The 13,776-nt window shown below is 71.1% G+C and carries 14 protein-coding genes; 3 read left to right on the plus strand and 11 right to left on the minus strand.

What is annotated here, in order from left to right; all coding sequences use genetic code 11:
- Positions 1–110: 110 nt before the first annotated feature.
- Entirely contained in the window at positions 111–2,240 is a 2,130-nt protein-coding gene (locus ACFVUT_RS12365; protein WP_389652099.1) for a hypothetical protein, read from the minus strand.
- A gap of 366 nt (positions 2,241–2,606) precedes the next feature.
- Complete coding sequence (locus tag ACFVUT_RS12370) at positions 2,607–3,290, minus strand: alpha/beta fold hydrolase (protein WP_389652096.1); 684 nt, start codon at positions 3,288–3,290, stop codon at positions 2,607–2,609.
- 195 nt (positions 3,291–3,485) lie between these two features.
- Here ACFVUT_RS12370 and ACFVUT_RS12375 point away from each other — a divergent pair, with 195 nt between their 5' ends.
- The 3 genes from ACFVUT_RS12375 to ACFVUT_RS12385 all read left to right on the plus strand — a co-directional run bounded on the left by ACFVUT_RS12375 (position 3,486) and on the right by ACFVUT_RS12385 (position 5,945).
- Positions 3,486–4,376, plus strand: a complete 891-nt coding sequence (locus ACFVUT_RS12375; RefSeq protein ID WP_389652093.1) for a chitosanase — start codon at positions 3,486–3,488, stop codon at positions 4,374–4,376.
- A gap of 189 nt (positions 4,377–4,565) precedes the next feature.
- Positions 4,566–4,874 carry an SH3 domain-containing protein gene (locus ACFVUT_RS12380; protein WP_389652090.1) on the plus strand — a complete coding sequence of 103 codons (309 nt, stop codon included), beginning with the start codon at positions 4,566–4,568 and terminating at the stop codon, positions 4,872–4,874.
- 192 nt (positions 4,875–5,066) lie between these two features.
- Positions 5,067–5,945 (plus strand): chitosanase, encoded by an 879-nt coding sequence (locus tag ACFVUT_RS12385; RefSeq protein ID WP_389652088.1) that lies wholly within the window; start codon positions 5,067–5,069, stop codon positions 5,943–5,945.
- Positions 5,946–6,075: 130 nt separating this feature from the next.
- Here ACFVUT_RS12385 and ACFVUT_RS12390 read toward each other — a convergent pair whose 3' ends face one another.
- From ACFVUT_RS12390 to ACFVUT_RS12430, 9 genes are all read right to left on the minus strand, one after another.
- A complete protein-coding gene (locus tag ACFVUT_RS12390; RefSeq protein ID WP_389652085.1) occupies positions 6,076–7,473 on the minus strand; it encodes an 8-oxoguanine deaminase in 1,398 nt (465 codons plus the stop codon).
- 135 nt (positions 7,474–7,608) lie between these two features.
- Entirely contained in the window at positions 7,609–8,550 is a 942-nt protein-coding gene (pucL, locus tag ACFVUT_RS12395) for a factor-independent urate hydroxylase (RefSeq protein ID WP_389652082.1), read from the minus strand.
- 7 nt (positions 8,551–8,557) lie between these two features.
- Entirely contained in the window at positions 8,558–8,950 is a 393-nt protein-coding gene (uraH, locus tag ACFVUT_RS12400; protein WP_389652079.1) for a hydroxyisourate hydrolase, read from the minus strand.
- Positions 8,951–8,998: 48 nt separating this feature from the next.
- On the minus strand, positions 8,999–9,508 hold the full coding sequence (gene uraD, locus ACFVUT_RS12405) for a 2-oxo-4-hydroxy-4-carboxy-5-ureidoimidazoline decarboxylase (RefSeq protein ID WP_389652076.1): 510 nt from the start codon (positions 9,506–9,508) through the stop codon (positions 8,999–9,001).
- A 266-nt stretch (positions 9,509–9,774) separates the two neighbouring features.
- On the minus strand, positions 9,775–10,443 hold the full coding sequence (locus ACFVUT_RS12410; RefSeq protein WP_389652074.1) for a hypothetical protein: 669 nt from the start codon (positions 10,441–10,443) through the stop codon (positions 9,775–9,777).
- Between the two features lie 149 nt (positions 10,444–10,592).
- Positions 10,593–10,961, minus strand: a complete 369-nt coding sequence (locus tag ACFVUT_RS12415) for a helix-turn-helix domain-containing protein (protein WP_389652071.1) — start codon at positions 10,959–10,961, stop codon at positions 10,593–10,595.
- Positions 10,958–11,209: a thiamine-binding protein gene (locus tag ACFVUT_RS12420; protein WP_389652068.1), complete on the minus strand. Its 252-nt coding sequence runs from the start codon at positions 11,207–11,209 to the stop codon at positions 10,958–10,960. The genes ACFVUT_RS12415 and ACFVUT_RS12420 overlap by 4 nt, the downstream gene beginning before the upstream one ends.
- A 155-nt stretch (positions 11,210–11,364) precedes the next feature.
- Positions 11,365–12,036, minus strand: a complete 672-nt coding sequence (locus ACFVUT_RS12425; RefSeq protein ID WP_389652065.1) for a response regulator — start codon at positions 12,034–12,036, stop codon at positions 11,365–11,367.
- Positions 12,033–13,436 carry a sensor histidine kinase gene (locus ACFVUT_RS12430; protein WP_389652062.1) on the minus strand — a complete coding sequence of 468 codons (1,404 nt, stop codon included), beginning with the start codon at positions 13,434–13,436 and terminating at the stop codon, positions 12,033–12,035. The genes ACFVUT_RS12425 and ACFVUT_RS12430 overlap by 4 nt, the downstream gene beginning before the upstream one ends.
- Positions 13,437–13,776: the final 340 nt, after the last annotated feature.

Here is a 13,776-nt window from a genome sequence, read left to right on the forward strand (position 1 = left end):
CGGTAGGCGGTAGGCCCCCGGGCGGTAGGCCGTAGGCCCCGGGCGGCCGGCCATGGGCGTAGCCGGGCCACCGGGCCACCAAAGACGGCCCCGGGGCTCCCCCGGCCTGGTCAGCTCAGCATGCGCGCCGCCTCACGCGCCTGCTCGCGCAGTCGGTCGTCGGCCGGGGCTATCCCCGATTCCAGGCCCGATGCCGTCACCCGGAGATCCCTCTCGGCAAGAGCGGTCAGGCGGCGGCGGTGGTCCTCGGTGAGGGCGGAGGAACCGAGGGCCACGAGTGCTTCGAGCGCGGTCACGGCATCGGCGTCCTCCTCGGCGGAGTCCAGGACCAGACCGGCCAGGCGGGGGCGGTCGAGCGTTTCGGGCGCGATCGCGTGCAGAGCGAGCACGGCGGCCGGAGTCTGCAGCCGGTCCGCCAGCAAGCCTTCCAGTGCCGGAACCAGCGGTCGGGCGGCGGTGCCCATACGGGCCGCCGCCCGCGCGGCACGACTGAACGTCCAACGCATCCAGGCCGGTTCGGCCTCGGCGAACACACCGGCCAGTACCGTGACCGCCGGTTCCGCTTCACCGGTGATCCGCCACAGGGCCGAGGCGATCTCGACGTCGCTGTCCAGCCGCGGGACGGTGCGGTCCTCGCCGGGAGCCGTGAGCGCGGACCGCAGGGCGGGCACCAGCCCGGCCGCCTCGGGGCCCAGCGCGGCGGCGAGCCCCGCGGCCTGCCGCACGCCATGGCCGTCGAGGTCCAGCTGGGCGGCAACCGCGGCCGACAGAGGACCGGTCTCGCCGGTGAGTTGGCGCACGGCCTCCGCCGCGGCGAGCCGGCCGCTCTCCGGTCCCGAGCGGGCCGCCGTGGTCAAGAGCTGTGCCGTCGCCGCACGGTGTTCCGGTGGGCAGACGGCGGCCAGCGCCTTCGGCACGATCTCCGGGAAGTCCGGCAGTACGGACCGCAGTTCGGGAAGGGCCGCGGCGGCCCGGCTCCCCCAGGCACCGAGCAGGGAGATGAGCCGGATGGGCTCGTTGCCGTCCAGATCGTCCGCGCGCAGCCGGGTGCGGATCGCGTCCAGCAGGGCGGAGTCGTACGGGAACGAGGTGTCGGCCGTCCCCCCGATCAGGAAGCCGCAGGCCCCACCGAGCGCACGCGGGCGCTGTCGCAGGTCACGGGCCAGGAGAGGCGCCGCCTGGTCCGGTGCCACGGCGACCAGGGCTTCCAGGGCCTGGTCGGCGGGGTCTCCCTCTTGCCCGGCGAGCCCGGCCAGCACCGGAGCGGCTGCCAGGGCATGTCTGCCGAGCTTCTTGAGGAGCGAGTACGCCTCGGGCAGGGAGGCCGGGTCGGCGGCGAGCGCCCTGACGGGGTCCGCCAGCCGCTCCGGGGCGCTGCGCGAGAGCTGACAGGCCGTCTCGGCCGCCCACAAAGCCTCCGCCCGAGCTTCGGGCACCGCGCTGCGCAGGGCCGCGTCGAGCAAGGTGTACACCGCGTCGCGGTCCTCGTCGGTGTCGCGGAGCAGCAGCGTTTCGACGATGTACTGCAGCGGTTCGCTCCGCTCCAGGTCGAGACGGCCCTCGACGAGCTCGTCCGCAGGAAGGAGGGACAGCATCGCCTCGTGGTGCGCGGCGCCCCAGGGCAGTCCGGCGTCGACGCAGGCCAGCAGTGCCGCGATCCTCACCTCACCGGGCTCGTCCGCGGCCAGGGCGCCGGCCGCCTCGGCGGCCGTCCCTGCCGGATCCAGATGGGCCAGGGCCCCGAGAAGCTCGGCCCGTACGAGCGGGTCCGCCTCCTCCGTCCAGCGCCGCCTGAGCACCGGTACCACCTGTCCCGCCGCTCCCGTCATCGCGGCGGCCCACGCCGAGGCCCGCCGCAGCCCGGACTCCTCCGCGTCGACCCACGTGAGAATCAGGGGAAGTTGACCGATGACGGCCGACCGGCAGGCGGCTTCGTCCGTGTCGCCGTGGTCCTCGCCGCCCTCCGCTATCCCGCCGAGCAGCACCAGCAGGTCCTCCGTGCGGCGCCCGGCAGCGGCGAGCCGTGCCAGGTACGGCACGGCACAGGCCGTGGCCTCGTAGACCGAGCCCTGATGCAGAATGCTGCCGTACAGCTCGGAGATCGCCTCGGATGCCTCCGCCTCGTCATCACCGGCGAGCACCCGCAGGAGGTCGGGCACATCGGCGGCGCTTCCGTAGGCGTGTTGGAGTTCGGCCCACGGCTGGGCGTCGACATCGGCGAAGAGCAGTGCGAGTTCCATGGACCGGATCATGGCACCCGGCACTGACACCGACAGGGGAACGCGGGTTCGGGTGGTCATGGCTCCGGCACCGACGGACACCGCCTCCAGCGGCGCGTGGAGCGAGGGGCGGCCCGCGACCGCCCGGCCAAGGTGCGAGCACGGCCCGCGACCGCCCGGCCAAGGTGCGAGTACGGCCCGCGACCGCCCGGCCAAGGTGCGAGCACGGCCCGCGACCGCCGCCGGGCAGCACAAGCTCACAACCGCCACACCTGGCAGCGCAGCTCACACCCGCCCGGCCGGGCAGCACAGCACAGCTCACACCCGCCCGGCCATGAAGCGGAGAACGACGCACGGGCGCCGGCCGTGGACCGGCGGCCCGCGCGGTCAGCCGGTGAAGAACTCAGTGATCTGCTGGGCGACCTGGTCGGGGTGGATCTCGTGCACCCGGTGACCGCCTCCGATCGTGATCAGCCGGCAGTCCGGGATCAGCGAGGCCATGTCCTGCAGACGCCCCTGGGGCATGGTGGACTCCGGGCCGCCGGCGATCAGCAGCGTCGGCGCGACGATCTCACCGAGACCGGCCGTCCATGCGGGGTCGGGGTCGGCCACCTCGGCCCGGATCGGAGCGACGACGGACGGGTCGTAGTCCACCGGGCCTTCCGGCTCAGGGGCCGGCCGCGGCTCGCTCGGGAACGGCGGCGGGGTCTCCACCAGAACCAGCCGCTCCACCCGGTCCGCGTGCTCCTGGGCGAGCAGATGCGCGACGACACCGCCCATCGAGTGGCCGACCAGGCCCACCCGGTCCAGCTCGCACTCGTCGAGGAAACCGAGGACGTCGTCCCGCATCAGCTCGAAGGAGTACTCGTCCGGCCAGTCGCTCTCGCCGTGACCGCGCAGGTCGATGGCGTACACGCGCCACTGTTCGCCGAGCAGGCTCCCGGCCGCCTCCCAGTTCGCGGCGGAGCCGCCGAGGCCGTGCAGCAGGACCACGGGCGAGCCGAAGGGGTCGCCCCAGGTCCGGTACGCCAGCCGTACATCGCCGACGTCGACAACAGAGTGATCTTCCATACCCGTGACGCTACAGCCCAAGGCCGTGAGGTCACGCGCTGACCTGGGAACAAGTGGTTCCGGTGATCCCGGGGGCACAAGGGGCGGAGCGCCGGTGGAACGCGCGGCCGGCCCCGGCGGGTCCGTCCCGGCCCGCCTCTCGCCAGTGACCGGCCCGCCCGCCCGCGGCTCCCGGCGACCTGACAGGGTTGAGGGGTGATTGTGGTTACCCGTCCGCTGCTCGCCGCCGTCGTCGCTGCCGCCGTGGCCGTCTCCGTGCTCTCCGGCTGCTCCGGGGCCGGGTCCGCCTCCGAGGGCGGATCACGGGGCGGATCCGACGCCAGAAGCAGCCCCCGTGCCGGATCCGGGACCGAAAGCAACTCCCGGGCCGGGCTCGGCGATCCGGCCAAGAAGGAGATCGCCATGGAACTGGTCTCCAGCGCCGAGAACTCCTCCCTCGACTGGCAGGACCAGTACAAGTACATCGAGGACATCGACGACGGCCGCGGCTACACCGCGGGCATCATCGGCTTCTGCTCCGGCACCGGCGACATGCTGAATGTCGTCGAACGGTACACGGCGGCGCGGCCGGGCAATCCGCTCGCGCGGTTCCTCCCCGCTCTGCGCGCGGTGCGCGGCAGCGACGCGCACGACGGGCTCGGCCGGCCGTTCACCGAGGCGTGGGCCGAGGCAGCCGCCGACCCCGCCTTCCGGTCGGCGCAGGACGCCGAGCGTGACCGGTCGTACTTCGACCCGGCGGTCGCCCGCGCCGAGGCGGACGGACTCGGCGCCCTGGGGCAGTTCATCTATTACGACGCCTATGTGATGCACGGGTACGGCGACACGGACGGCACGGTCGGCTTCCGTACGATCCGCGACGAGGCGATCGCCGCAACCCGACCTCCGGCACACGGCGGGGACGAGGCCGCCTATCTGAACGCCTTCCTCGACGCCCGCGTCGCCGCGATGCGCAAGGAGCGCGCACACTCCGACACGAGCCGGATCGAGACGGCGCAGCGGGTGTTCGTGAACGAGGGCAGGCTCGGGCTGGAGCTGCCTCTGCGGTGGCGGGTGTACGGCGACAGTTACCGGATCGACGCCCGGTAAACCCGTGATCGACGGGCGCGGGAAGCGTCCGCCGTACCGACTGCGTACGCCGGTGCACATGCCATATGACCTGCGCTTTCACTCGTCCATGAAGGATGATCCCGAGCCGTGACCCGACGACCGTTCGCCCCGTTGAGGCTGACGAACGGCACACGAGGACGTGCGCCGGGACACGGAGGAGACAAGCGCATGATGAAGAAGATGATGCTGGCCGCGACGGTCCTGGCCGCCGGTCTGGGGCTGGCCCTCAGCCCCGCCGCCCAGGCCGTGCAGAGCCCCGCCGCCGCACAGACCGCGAAGGCGCCGGCCGCGGTCTGCACCGTCAATGACAACGGGGTGAACTTCCGCGGCGGACCCGGCACCGAGTACCCGGTCCTGGGCAAGGTGAACCGGGGTCAGAACCTCAACTACCGCGGCCAGCAGGGCAACTGGGTCATGGGTGACCTGTGGGGCGGTCCCACGGGCGTCTGGATCCACGTGGCGTATCTCAACTGCTGAGACCGCGGCACGTCGGCCCCGCGCCGGTCCTGCACAGGCCCCGTGTCACGCGTTACGCGTGGTGCGGGGCCTTTCGGCGCCCCGGAATATAGGGCCAACTCCCTTGTGTCGCAGGGGTGTACGTCACTCGCTCCACTCTGATAGGAAAGCTTCCTAACAGACCGAGAACGACGAACTCCCTTTGGAGGACTGGTGCATACACCCCACGAACGCACCGCACGTCGCACCACCCGCTCCGCGCGCATCGCGGTCATCGCGGTCGGACTGACCCTCACGGCAACACCATTCACGGCCTACGCCGGTGCCCCCACACATCCGGCGGTCCACCAGCAGGCGGAGTCGGCCCAGCAGTCCGCCGCGGCGACCGGGCTGGACGATCCGGCCAAGAAGGAGATCGCCATGCAGCTGGTCTCCAGCGCGGAGAACTCCTCCCTCGACTGGCAGGACCAGTACAAGTACATCGAGGACATCGACGACGGCCGCGGCTACACCGCGGGCATCATCGGCTTCTGCTCCGGCACCGGCGACATGCTCGACCTCGTCGAGCTGTACACCGAGCGCGAGCCCGGCAACGTCCTCGCGAAGTACCTTCCCGCGTTGCGGGAGGTCAACGGCACCGACTCGCACAGCGGTCTCGACCCGAACTTCACCAAGGACTGGGTGAGTGCCGCGTCCGACTCGGCGTTCCAGCAGGCACAGAACGACGAGCGGGACCGGGTGTACTTCGACCCGGCTGTCAGCCAGGGCAAGGCGGACGGCGTCGGCACGCTGGGCCAGTTCGCGTACTACGACGCCATCGTGATGCACGGCGGTGGCGACGACAGCACGAGCTTCGGTGCCATCCGCAAGCGGGCTCTCGCGCAGGCGAAGCCTCCCGCCCAGGGCGGCGACGAGGTCACGTACCTCAACGCCTTCCTGGACGCCCGGGTCTGGGCCATGGAGCAGGAGGAGGCCCACTCCGACACCAGCCGGGTGGACACCGCCCAGCGCGTCTTCCTCGACAAGGGCAATCTGAACCTGGATCCGCCACTGGACTGGAAGGTGTACGGCGACAGCTACCACATCGGCTGACGCCGGTCGCCGGTCACGGCTGTACGCATGCGTAACCCCCCGGCCGGTTGCCGTGGATCCTGCGGAGGTCCACGGCGGCCGGCCGGGGGCGTTCCCCTCGGCCGACCGGCATCGGAGGTGTCACGGAGCGTCAGGCTCCGGCGGCGATCCGGGCGAGTCGGCGGGCTTCGTCGCGGGTGGCGCGGGCGATGGTGTCCTCGTCCGCGGTGATCAGGTGGTTGCCTTCGACGACCGGCTTGCCGTCGACGAGGGAGAGGGTGACGGGGGCGGCGGCGCCCAGCACGAGCGCGGTCACCGGGTCGGCGATCGAGGCGTGGGCGAGGGTGTCCAGCTTCCAGAGCACCAGGTCGGCGAGCTTGCCGGCCTCCAGGGAGCCGATCTGGTCCGCACGGCCGAGCACCTGGGCGCCTCCGTACGTTCCCAGACGCAGGGCCTGACGGGCGTTCAGGGCCTTCTCCCGGTGCGCACCGAGGCGGTTGATGAGGAGCGCGTTGCGCAGTTCGGTGTGGAGTTCACCGGATTCGTTGGAGGCGGTGCCGTCGACACCGAGGCCGACCGGGACGCCCGCGGCGAGCATGTCGGGCACCCGGGCGATGCCCGCGGCGAGCCGGGCGTTGGACGAGGGACAGTGCGCGACGCCGGTCCCGGTCCGGGCGAAGGCGGCGATGTCGGAGTCGTTCATATGGACGCAGTGCGCCATCCACACATCGTCGCCGAGCCAGCCGGTCGACTCGAAGTAGTCGGTCGGCCCCATCCCGAACAGTTCGTGGCAGAACTTCTCCTCCTCGACGGTCTCGGAGCCGTGGGTGTGCATGCGCACGCCCTTCCGCCGGGCCAACTCGGCACCCTGACGCAGGAGTTCGGTGGAGATGGAGAACGGGGAGCAGGGCGCGACGGCGACCTGGGTCATCGCGTCGAACGAGGCGTCGTGGTGCGCGTCGACGGTCGCCTCGGTTCCGGCGAGGGCACCGTCGAGCGTCTCCACGGCGAAGTCCGGCGGCAGCCCGCCGTCCTTCACACTGCGGTCCATGGAGCCGCGGGCGAGGGTGAACCGTACGCCCATGTCCCGGGCGGCCCCGATGATGGCACCGGACAGATCGCCCGATCCCCGCGGATAGACGTAGTGGTGGTCCATGGCGGTGGTGACGCCGCCGCGGGCCATCATGGCGAGCGAACCCTGCGCGGCGGCCCGGACCATCTCCTCGTCGATGCGCGCCCAGGTCGGATACAGCGCGACGAGCCAGTCGAACAGGTTGTGGTCGGTGGCGAGTCCGCGGGTGATCCACTGGTAGAAGTGGTGGTGCGTGTTGATCAGGCCGGGTGTGGCCAGATGCCCGGTGCCGTCGATGCGGCGTACGACGTTCTCCAGGCCCTCGGGGGCCGGGCCCCCGCCGACGGATTCGATGCGGTTCCCGGCGACGACGATGTGGCCCGAGGCGTACTCGGTGTCGTCCGCGTCGACCGTCGCGACCGCACAGTTCTCGATGACGGTGCGTTCCAGGTGCTCAGGTGCGGCCGATGCTGCCATGGCGCGTCCTTTCTTCTTCGGCGGTGTGGGCACGCTTCTTCGGCGGTGTGGACACGGCAGGACCCCAGGAGGATGTGAGTGCCACAGCCGGGCGATTGTGGGGCGCCGGGGCCGGGCCCGGCCGGCGGCGCCGCGTCAGAGGTTGGTCATGTCGACCGGGATCTGCGGCTCGGTCCCGTCGCGCAGCACGGTGGCCTCGATCAGGCCGTACGGGCGGTCCGCCGCGAAGTAGACCTCGTTGTCGTTCGTGAGCCCGAACGGCTCCAGGTCCACCAGGAAGTGATGCTTGTTCGGCAGTGAGAAGCGGATCTCGTCGATCTCGCCGCGGCTGTCGATGACGCGCGAACCCATCTGGTACAGGGTCTGCTGCAGGGAGAGGGAGTACGTCTCGGCGAAGGCCCGGAGCAGGTGCCCGCGGGTCTGCTCGTAGGACTGCTCCCAGTTCGGCATCCGCGTGTCGTCGCTGGTCCAGCCGTACCGCCATCGCGCGGACACCTCGGTCGCGAGTATGCGGTCGTACGCCTCCTGGAGCGTCGTGTACTTGTCCTTGGCATAGCCCCAGAACTCGGAGTGGGTGGAATTCATCACCACGAGGTCCTTGAGCCCGGAGATGACCTGCCACGTCTCGCCGTCGAAGGTGATCTGGGTGGTGCGCGTCTCCTGGCCCTTGCGTACGAAGGAGTGCCGGACCTCGTCGGCGCCGGTGGACGGCGCGTCGGCGTCCGGGGCCACGATGCGCTCCCAGGCGTACTCCTCGATCCGGATCCTGGCGCTCCTGATCGGCTCCTGCGACGTCACGAAGTGGCGGGCGAGGTGGATGCCGAACTGTTCGGCCGACTCGATGCCGTGTTCCTTGGCGAACGCGTACACCGTGTTCTTGGCGGAGTCGGTCGGCAGGACGTGGGCGTTGGATCCGGAGTAGTGGACGTCGTCCATGTCGCCGGAGAGGGCGATGGAGACGTTCAGATCCTTGATGTGGTGGGTATCGCCGTCCCGGGTGATCCTCACGACGCGGTTCTCCGCTTTGCCGTACTGGTTCTGGCCGAGCATCACAGGGCGGGGGGAATCGGCGGTCATGTCGGTCCTAGCTCCCTCGGTAGACGGAGTAGCCGAACGGGTTGAGCAGCAGCGGTACGTGATAGTGCTCGCCCGGGGTGACGGCGAAGGTGATCGCCACCTCGGGGAAGAACACGCCGCTGTCCCTTGCGCGGGGGACGTCCTGCCGCGCCTCGACCGGCTTCTCGCTGGCGAAGTACGCCTCGGTCTCGAAGTCGAGCCGTACATGTGTGGTGCCCTCCGGCAGCGCCGGCAGGTCCTTGCAGCGCCCGTCCGCGTCGGTCGCGGAGCCGCCGAGTGCCGTCCACGGTGCGTCGCCGCCGTCGCGGGCCGCGAGGCGGACGGCGACCGCTGCGGCGGGGCGGCCGATGCTGGTGTCCAGGATGTGGGTGGACACCGATGCGGTGGCGGAGGTGCTCAAGACTTCACTCTCCTTCTCATACACGCTGATACGAGCCGTTACGCACTGTTACCCGTCTTCTCCGACAAGACGGGTGAGCCGGATGTGGTTGATCTTGCCCAGTTCGGTGAGCACATGTTCGCGCTCCCGTTCGGGCGAGTTGCCGATCCGGGATCTCAACGCGTCGCGCATCTGCTCGCCGGTGGCTCCGGTGGCACAGATCAGGAAGACATGTCCGAACCGTGCCTGGTAGGCCAGGTTCAGTTCGAGCATCTCGGCCTTGAGCTCATCGGTGGCGCCGGCCATCCCCCGCTGTTCGCGGGCGGAGGCCGGGTCTCCGGGCTTCGGGCGGCCGATCGGCGGGTGACCGGCCATCGCCTCGGCCAGATCCTCCGGGGCCAGCGCGGCAGTGGCGGCGTCGCCGGCGGAGAGAAGGGCCTGCGCGGTGGCGTACGGACGGTGGGAGAGCAGCGCCCTCCCCCATGCCGCACTGGCACACACCTCGCGCAACACGGCGGTGGCCTCGTCGTCCGCCAGGGCGTTGAACCGGGCGAGGCCCGGTGTGGAGCTCGAAGTCACGGGAGCCTCCGTGGCTGTTCTCGCTGCGCGTTTCATCGCGTTGCGTCGGTCGGGCTTCGGATAGCTAACGCCGTCCACCACACCACGTCAACACTTTGTTGAAATTACGCGCAGGTAAAAAGCCGTCGCCCGACACTCCGGACGACCGCCTTCCGTGGCCGTCCACGCTCGTCGCTCACCTACAGCGGTCAGGTGCCCCGCAGTCTGGACTTTCCCTGGCCACGCCAGGCTCGTCGTGCTCGCGGAGCGACCGCACGCAGCCGGGATCAGGCGCCGGTCCCCGCTTCGGCCGCCGTCGTCCGCAGGAAGTGGTCGGCGTCCTCGGGCCCGGCCAGACCACCGAGCTCCAGCCAGGAACCGTCCGCGAAGCGGATGCGGAACGCGGCGAAGCCGCGCGGCTGTCCCGTCTCCGCCTCGATGCGTGCCTCGCCGGCCCCGAATTCCGCCACGATCTCGAAGTCGCCGGCCCGGGTGGCCGCGAGACGGCGGCGCGGGGAGGCCGCGACACAGATGCGGTCCCGGGTCACCAGGACCAGCCGTGTCGGACTCGGCGACTGCGAGAACCAGCGCAGCATCAGCTGACCGGCCGCAAGATTCCAGTCCCCGTCGAAGACGCCGTCCCCGGGCCCGCGGTCCCTGGCCGGCGCCTCTCTCCTCCGGCCGGGCCCACCGCCCCGCGGCCGGCCCGCGAGCAGCCGGTCGATCCGCTTCCCGAGCATGTCGATCAGAAAGACCGGGACGAGGACGGCGCAGAACACCACCGCGCCCACGTACACCAGCCAGTGATGGCGCGCCTTCAGCCGCCCCTTGCCCGCCGCCCGGTACACATCCTCGGGGGGCTTCGGAATGGCTCGGGGGATACTGCACCACACCAGAGCCGAGGGGTCCGCACCCAGGACCTTCCTGGCCCTCCGGTGCACCTTGCGCTTCGCCATTCCATGATCCTAAAGGCATGACACGGGCATGCCGGAATCCCGCCGGACGAAGCCGCCGGCAGCGAAGAGACGGGGTCGCCGGCAGGGGCCGCGACTCCTTCGCACCGGCACGGCCGGCGTCCGCGCGTCCGCGTATCCGCCCAACCGCGTCAGGTGCTCTTCTCCCGGTTGAGGTAGTTGTAGACGGTGAAGCGGCTGACGCCGAGCGCACCTGCCACCGTCTCCACGCCGTGCCGTACGGAGAAGGCACCGCGTGCCTCCAGGCTCCGCACCACCGCCTGCTTGGTCTTGCGGTCGAGTTCGGCGAGCGGCATGCCGTGCCGGCGCTCCAGGGCGGTCAGGATGTGGTCGAGGGATTCCGAGAGCTGGGGCAGCCGGACGGCCAGGACGTCCTCGCCCTCCCAGGACAGCACGACATCGTCGGCCTGCGCCTGCTCGGGCCCGAGCAGGTCGGCCCCCAAGGCGTCGACGAGCGGTTTGACCGCGGCGATGAGGGGGTGCTCCGCCGGTTCGGTCACTTCGAGTCCTCCCTGATCACATTGACCTGGAGTGACACCCGCGTGGCACCTGATGCCAGGGTGCTGCGCAGCAGCGACTGCACCGCGCCGAGCACGTCGTCCACGCCGCCCTCCGCCGTGTTGCCGAAGGGGCCGACGTCCACGGCGTCCAGACCGGCGGTCCGGATGACCTCACGGGCCACGACCGCGTGGGCGGGCGCCTCGTCGAGATCGAAGGGTTCGGTGGTGAACTCCACTTTCAGGCGCACTGTGTCTCCCTCACGCGTTCGCCACGTCTCTGCGGAGCCGCGGCCCGGGCCCGACCCTAACGGACGGCGTTTCGCGGGATCGTCCGGTGGCGGTTTCACCCTCGGCCGCCGACGGGCACGGTGTCGATCAGGCACAGCGCGGGCCCGTCGCCCGCTCAGTAGCCGGTCGGGCGGACCAGGCCCGTCTCGTAGGCGAAGACCGCGGCCTGGGTCCGGTCCCGCAGCCCCAGTTTGGCCAGGATCCGGCTCACATGGGTCTTCGTCGTCTGCTCCGCCACCACCAGGCGCACGGCGATCTCCGCGTTCGACAGACCCTGTGCGACGAGGGACAGCACCTCGGTCTCCCGCTCCGTCAGGTCTCCGACACGGTCCATGAGCGGGGCGCGGGGTTTCGCGGTCACCCGGGAGAACTCGACGATCAGCCGCTTGGTGATGTTCGGGGCGAGCAGGGCATCGCCGGCCGCCACCACCCGTACCGCCCGCGCGAGTTCCTCGACCGACGCGTCCTTGAGCAGGAAGCCGGACGCCCCCGCGCGCAGCGCCTCGTACACGTACTCGTCGAGATCGAAGGTGGTCAGGATGAGCACCTTGGCCCGGGAGCCGGGCTGCGACGTGATGCGGCCGGTCGCCTCGATGCCGCCCAGCTCGGGCATGCGCACGTCCATCAGGACGACGTCCGGGGCGAGTTCGGCCACCTTGGCGACCGCGTCGAGGCCGTCCACGGCCTGTCCGACGACCTCGATGCCGGGTTCGGCGTCGAGCAGCACCGTGAAGCCCTGGCGAACCATCACCTGGTCGTCGGCTATCAGCACACGGATGGTCGTCACAGAAGGTCCTCGACAGGATCGGCAGCCGGGCCGGGACCGGCGGGACGACCGGGACCAACGGCCGTGCCGGGACCGGGGGTCGGTGCGGTTGCGGTTGCGGTTGCGGTTGCGGTTGCGGTTGCGGTTGCGGTTGCGGTTGCGGTTGCGGGCAGGATAGCCGTCACTTCGTAGCCGCCGTCCGGGGTGGGCCCGGTGACCAGTTCGCCGCCCAGCATGGCCGTGCGTTCACGCATCCCCAACAGGCCGTGTCCCATGGACCGCGCGGGCGCGGTGGGCCCGGCAGCGGTGTTGGCGATCCGGACAGTGAGGGCGTCCGCCCCGTAGGTGATCTCCACACGCACCCGGGCCCCGGACGCGTGCCGCATCGCGTTGCTGAGCGCCTCCTGGACGATGCGGAACGCCGACAGTTCGACGCCCGGCGGCAACGGGCGCTTCGCACCGATGAGGGCGACGGTGACCGTGAGCCCGGCGCCGTGCACGTTGGCGATCAGTTCGTCGAGCCGGTCGAGCGTGGGCTGCGGGGTGTGCCTCACTCCCTGCGACAGAGCGTCCTCGGAGCGCAGGACGCCGAGGACGTGGCGCAGCTCGGCGAGCGCCTCCACGGCGTTCTGCCGGATGCCCGCGAGGTTCTCCTTCAGCTCGTCGGACGGGTTCTCGACGAGGTGCGGGGCGACCTGTGCCTGGATGGAGATCACCGACATGTGATGGGCGACGACATCGTGCAGTTCGCGGGCGATGCGGTTGCGCTCCTCCAGGAGGGTGCGCCGGGCCCGCTCACCTGCGGTGAGCTCCTCCTGGACGACCAGTTGGGAGCGGGCCACGCGCAGAGCGCGCTGCGCGCTGCCGAGTACGACGGCGGCGACCAGGAGCGGAGTGCCGCGGCCGATGTCGTAGTTGTGCCCGCTGGTGAAGGCGGTGCAGGCCGGCCCGGAAAGGAGGGTGATCACGAGCGCCGAGGCCGCACGGCGCGGCGGCACCCGCAACGCGAGCAGGAACAGCGCTCCGCCCTGGAGGATCAGTCCGGGGATGGTCCAGGGGAAGAGCACATCGGGGCCGACGTCGGGCTCGGTGAACCGCATGGTGACGACCAGGAGGATCGTCGACACCCACCAGGCGGCCACCGGGCGGAACATCCCCGCGACGAGCGCCGCGCCCTGGGCCGTGCCGAGCAGCACCACGTACGTGGGCATGCCGCCGCCGTCGACCGGGCTCAGCACGCCCACGTGGAACGCGGTGAGGACCACCGCACAGATGAACAGTGCCATCGCGAACACCGGCCGCCAGACCGGCCACCCCGGCTGCCCCATGGCCGGCATCGGATCGGCGGGCGCCGTCAGATCCTCGAACACGGCGCGCGGCGCCTTCCGCAGGGCGGCCTTCAGCCGCTTCCCGTCTCCCATCGCCTCCCACCTCATCCGGCTCAGCCCAAGGACAGCCCAAGGACAGCCGATGGACAGCCGATGGACAGCCCTTGGACAGGGTGCCTCACGGACGCCGGCGGTGGATGCCCCTCACCGGACGGTCCGGCCGTCTGCCGTGCCTCCGGTGCAGACGTTAAGGAGCGCACCCTCTCGTCGGCATCACCCCAGGGAGGGCACCTTCCGCGTAGCTCTCACGTACTACGCGTAGGGGGAGGCGGCTCTTGCGGCCGGGGCGGGGCACGGTGGCGCGGCGGGGTGGTGGTGCGGACACGAGTGCGCGGGGGCGCGGGGCCCAGTGGCGCAGGGGCGCGGACCAGGG

Source organism: Streptomyces sp. NPDC058051, from assembly GCF_042885475.1.
Classification (GTDB): Bacteria; Actinomycetota; Actinomycetes; order Streptomycetales; family Streptomycetaceae; genus Streptomyces.

Coding starts and splice junctions, on each gene's coding strand:
- ACFVUT_RS12365 (WP_389652099.1), bottom strand. CDS start 2,240: ATGGAACTCGCACTGCTCTTCGCCGATGTCGACGCCCAGCCGTGGGCC.
- ACFVUT_RS12370 (WP_389652096.1), bottom strand. CDS start 3,290: ATGGAAGATCACTCTGTTGTCGACGTCGGCGATGTACGGCTGGCGTAC.
- ACFVUT_RS12380 (WP_389652090.1), top strand. CDS start 4,566: ATGATGAAGAAGATGATGCTGGCCGCGACGGTCCTGGCCGCCGGTCTG.
- ACFVUT_RS12390 (WP_389652085.1), bottom strand. CDS start 7,473: ATGGCAGCATCGGCCGCACCTGAGCACCTGGAACGCACCGTCATCGAG.
- pucL (WP_389652082.1), bottom strand. CDS start 8,550: ATGACCGCCGATTCCCCCCGCCCTGTGATGCTCGGCCAGAACCAGTAC.
- ACFVUT_RS12410 (WP_389652074.1), bottom strand. CDS start 10,443: ATGGCGAAGCGCAAGGTGCACCGGAGGGCCAGGAAGGTCCTGGGTGCG.
- ACFVUT_RS12430 (WP_389652062.1), bottom strand. CDS start 13,436: ATGGGAGACGGGAAGCGGCTGAAGGCCGCCCTGCGGAAGGCGCCGCGC.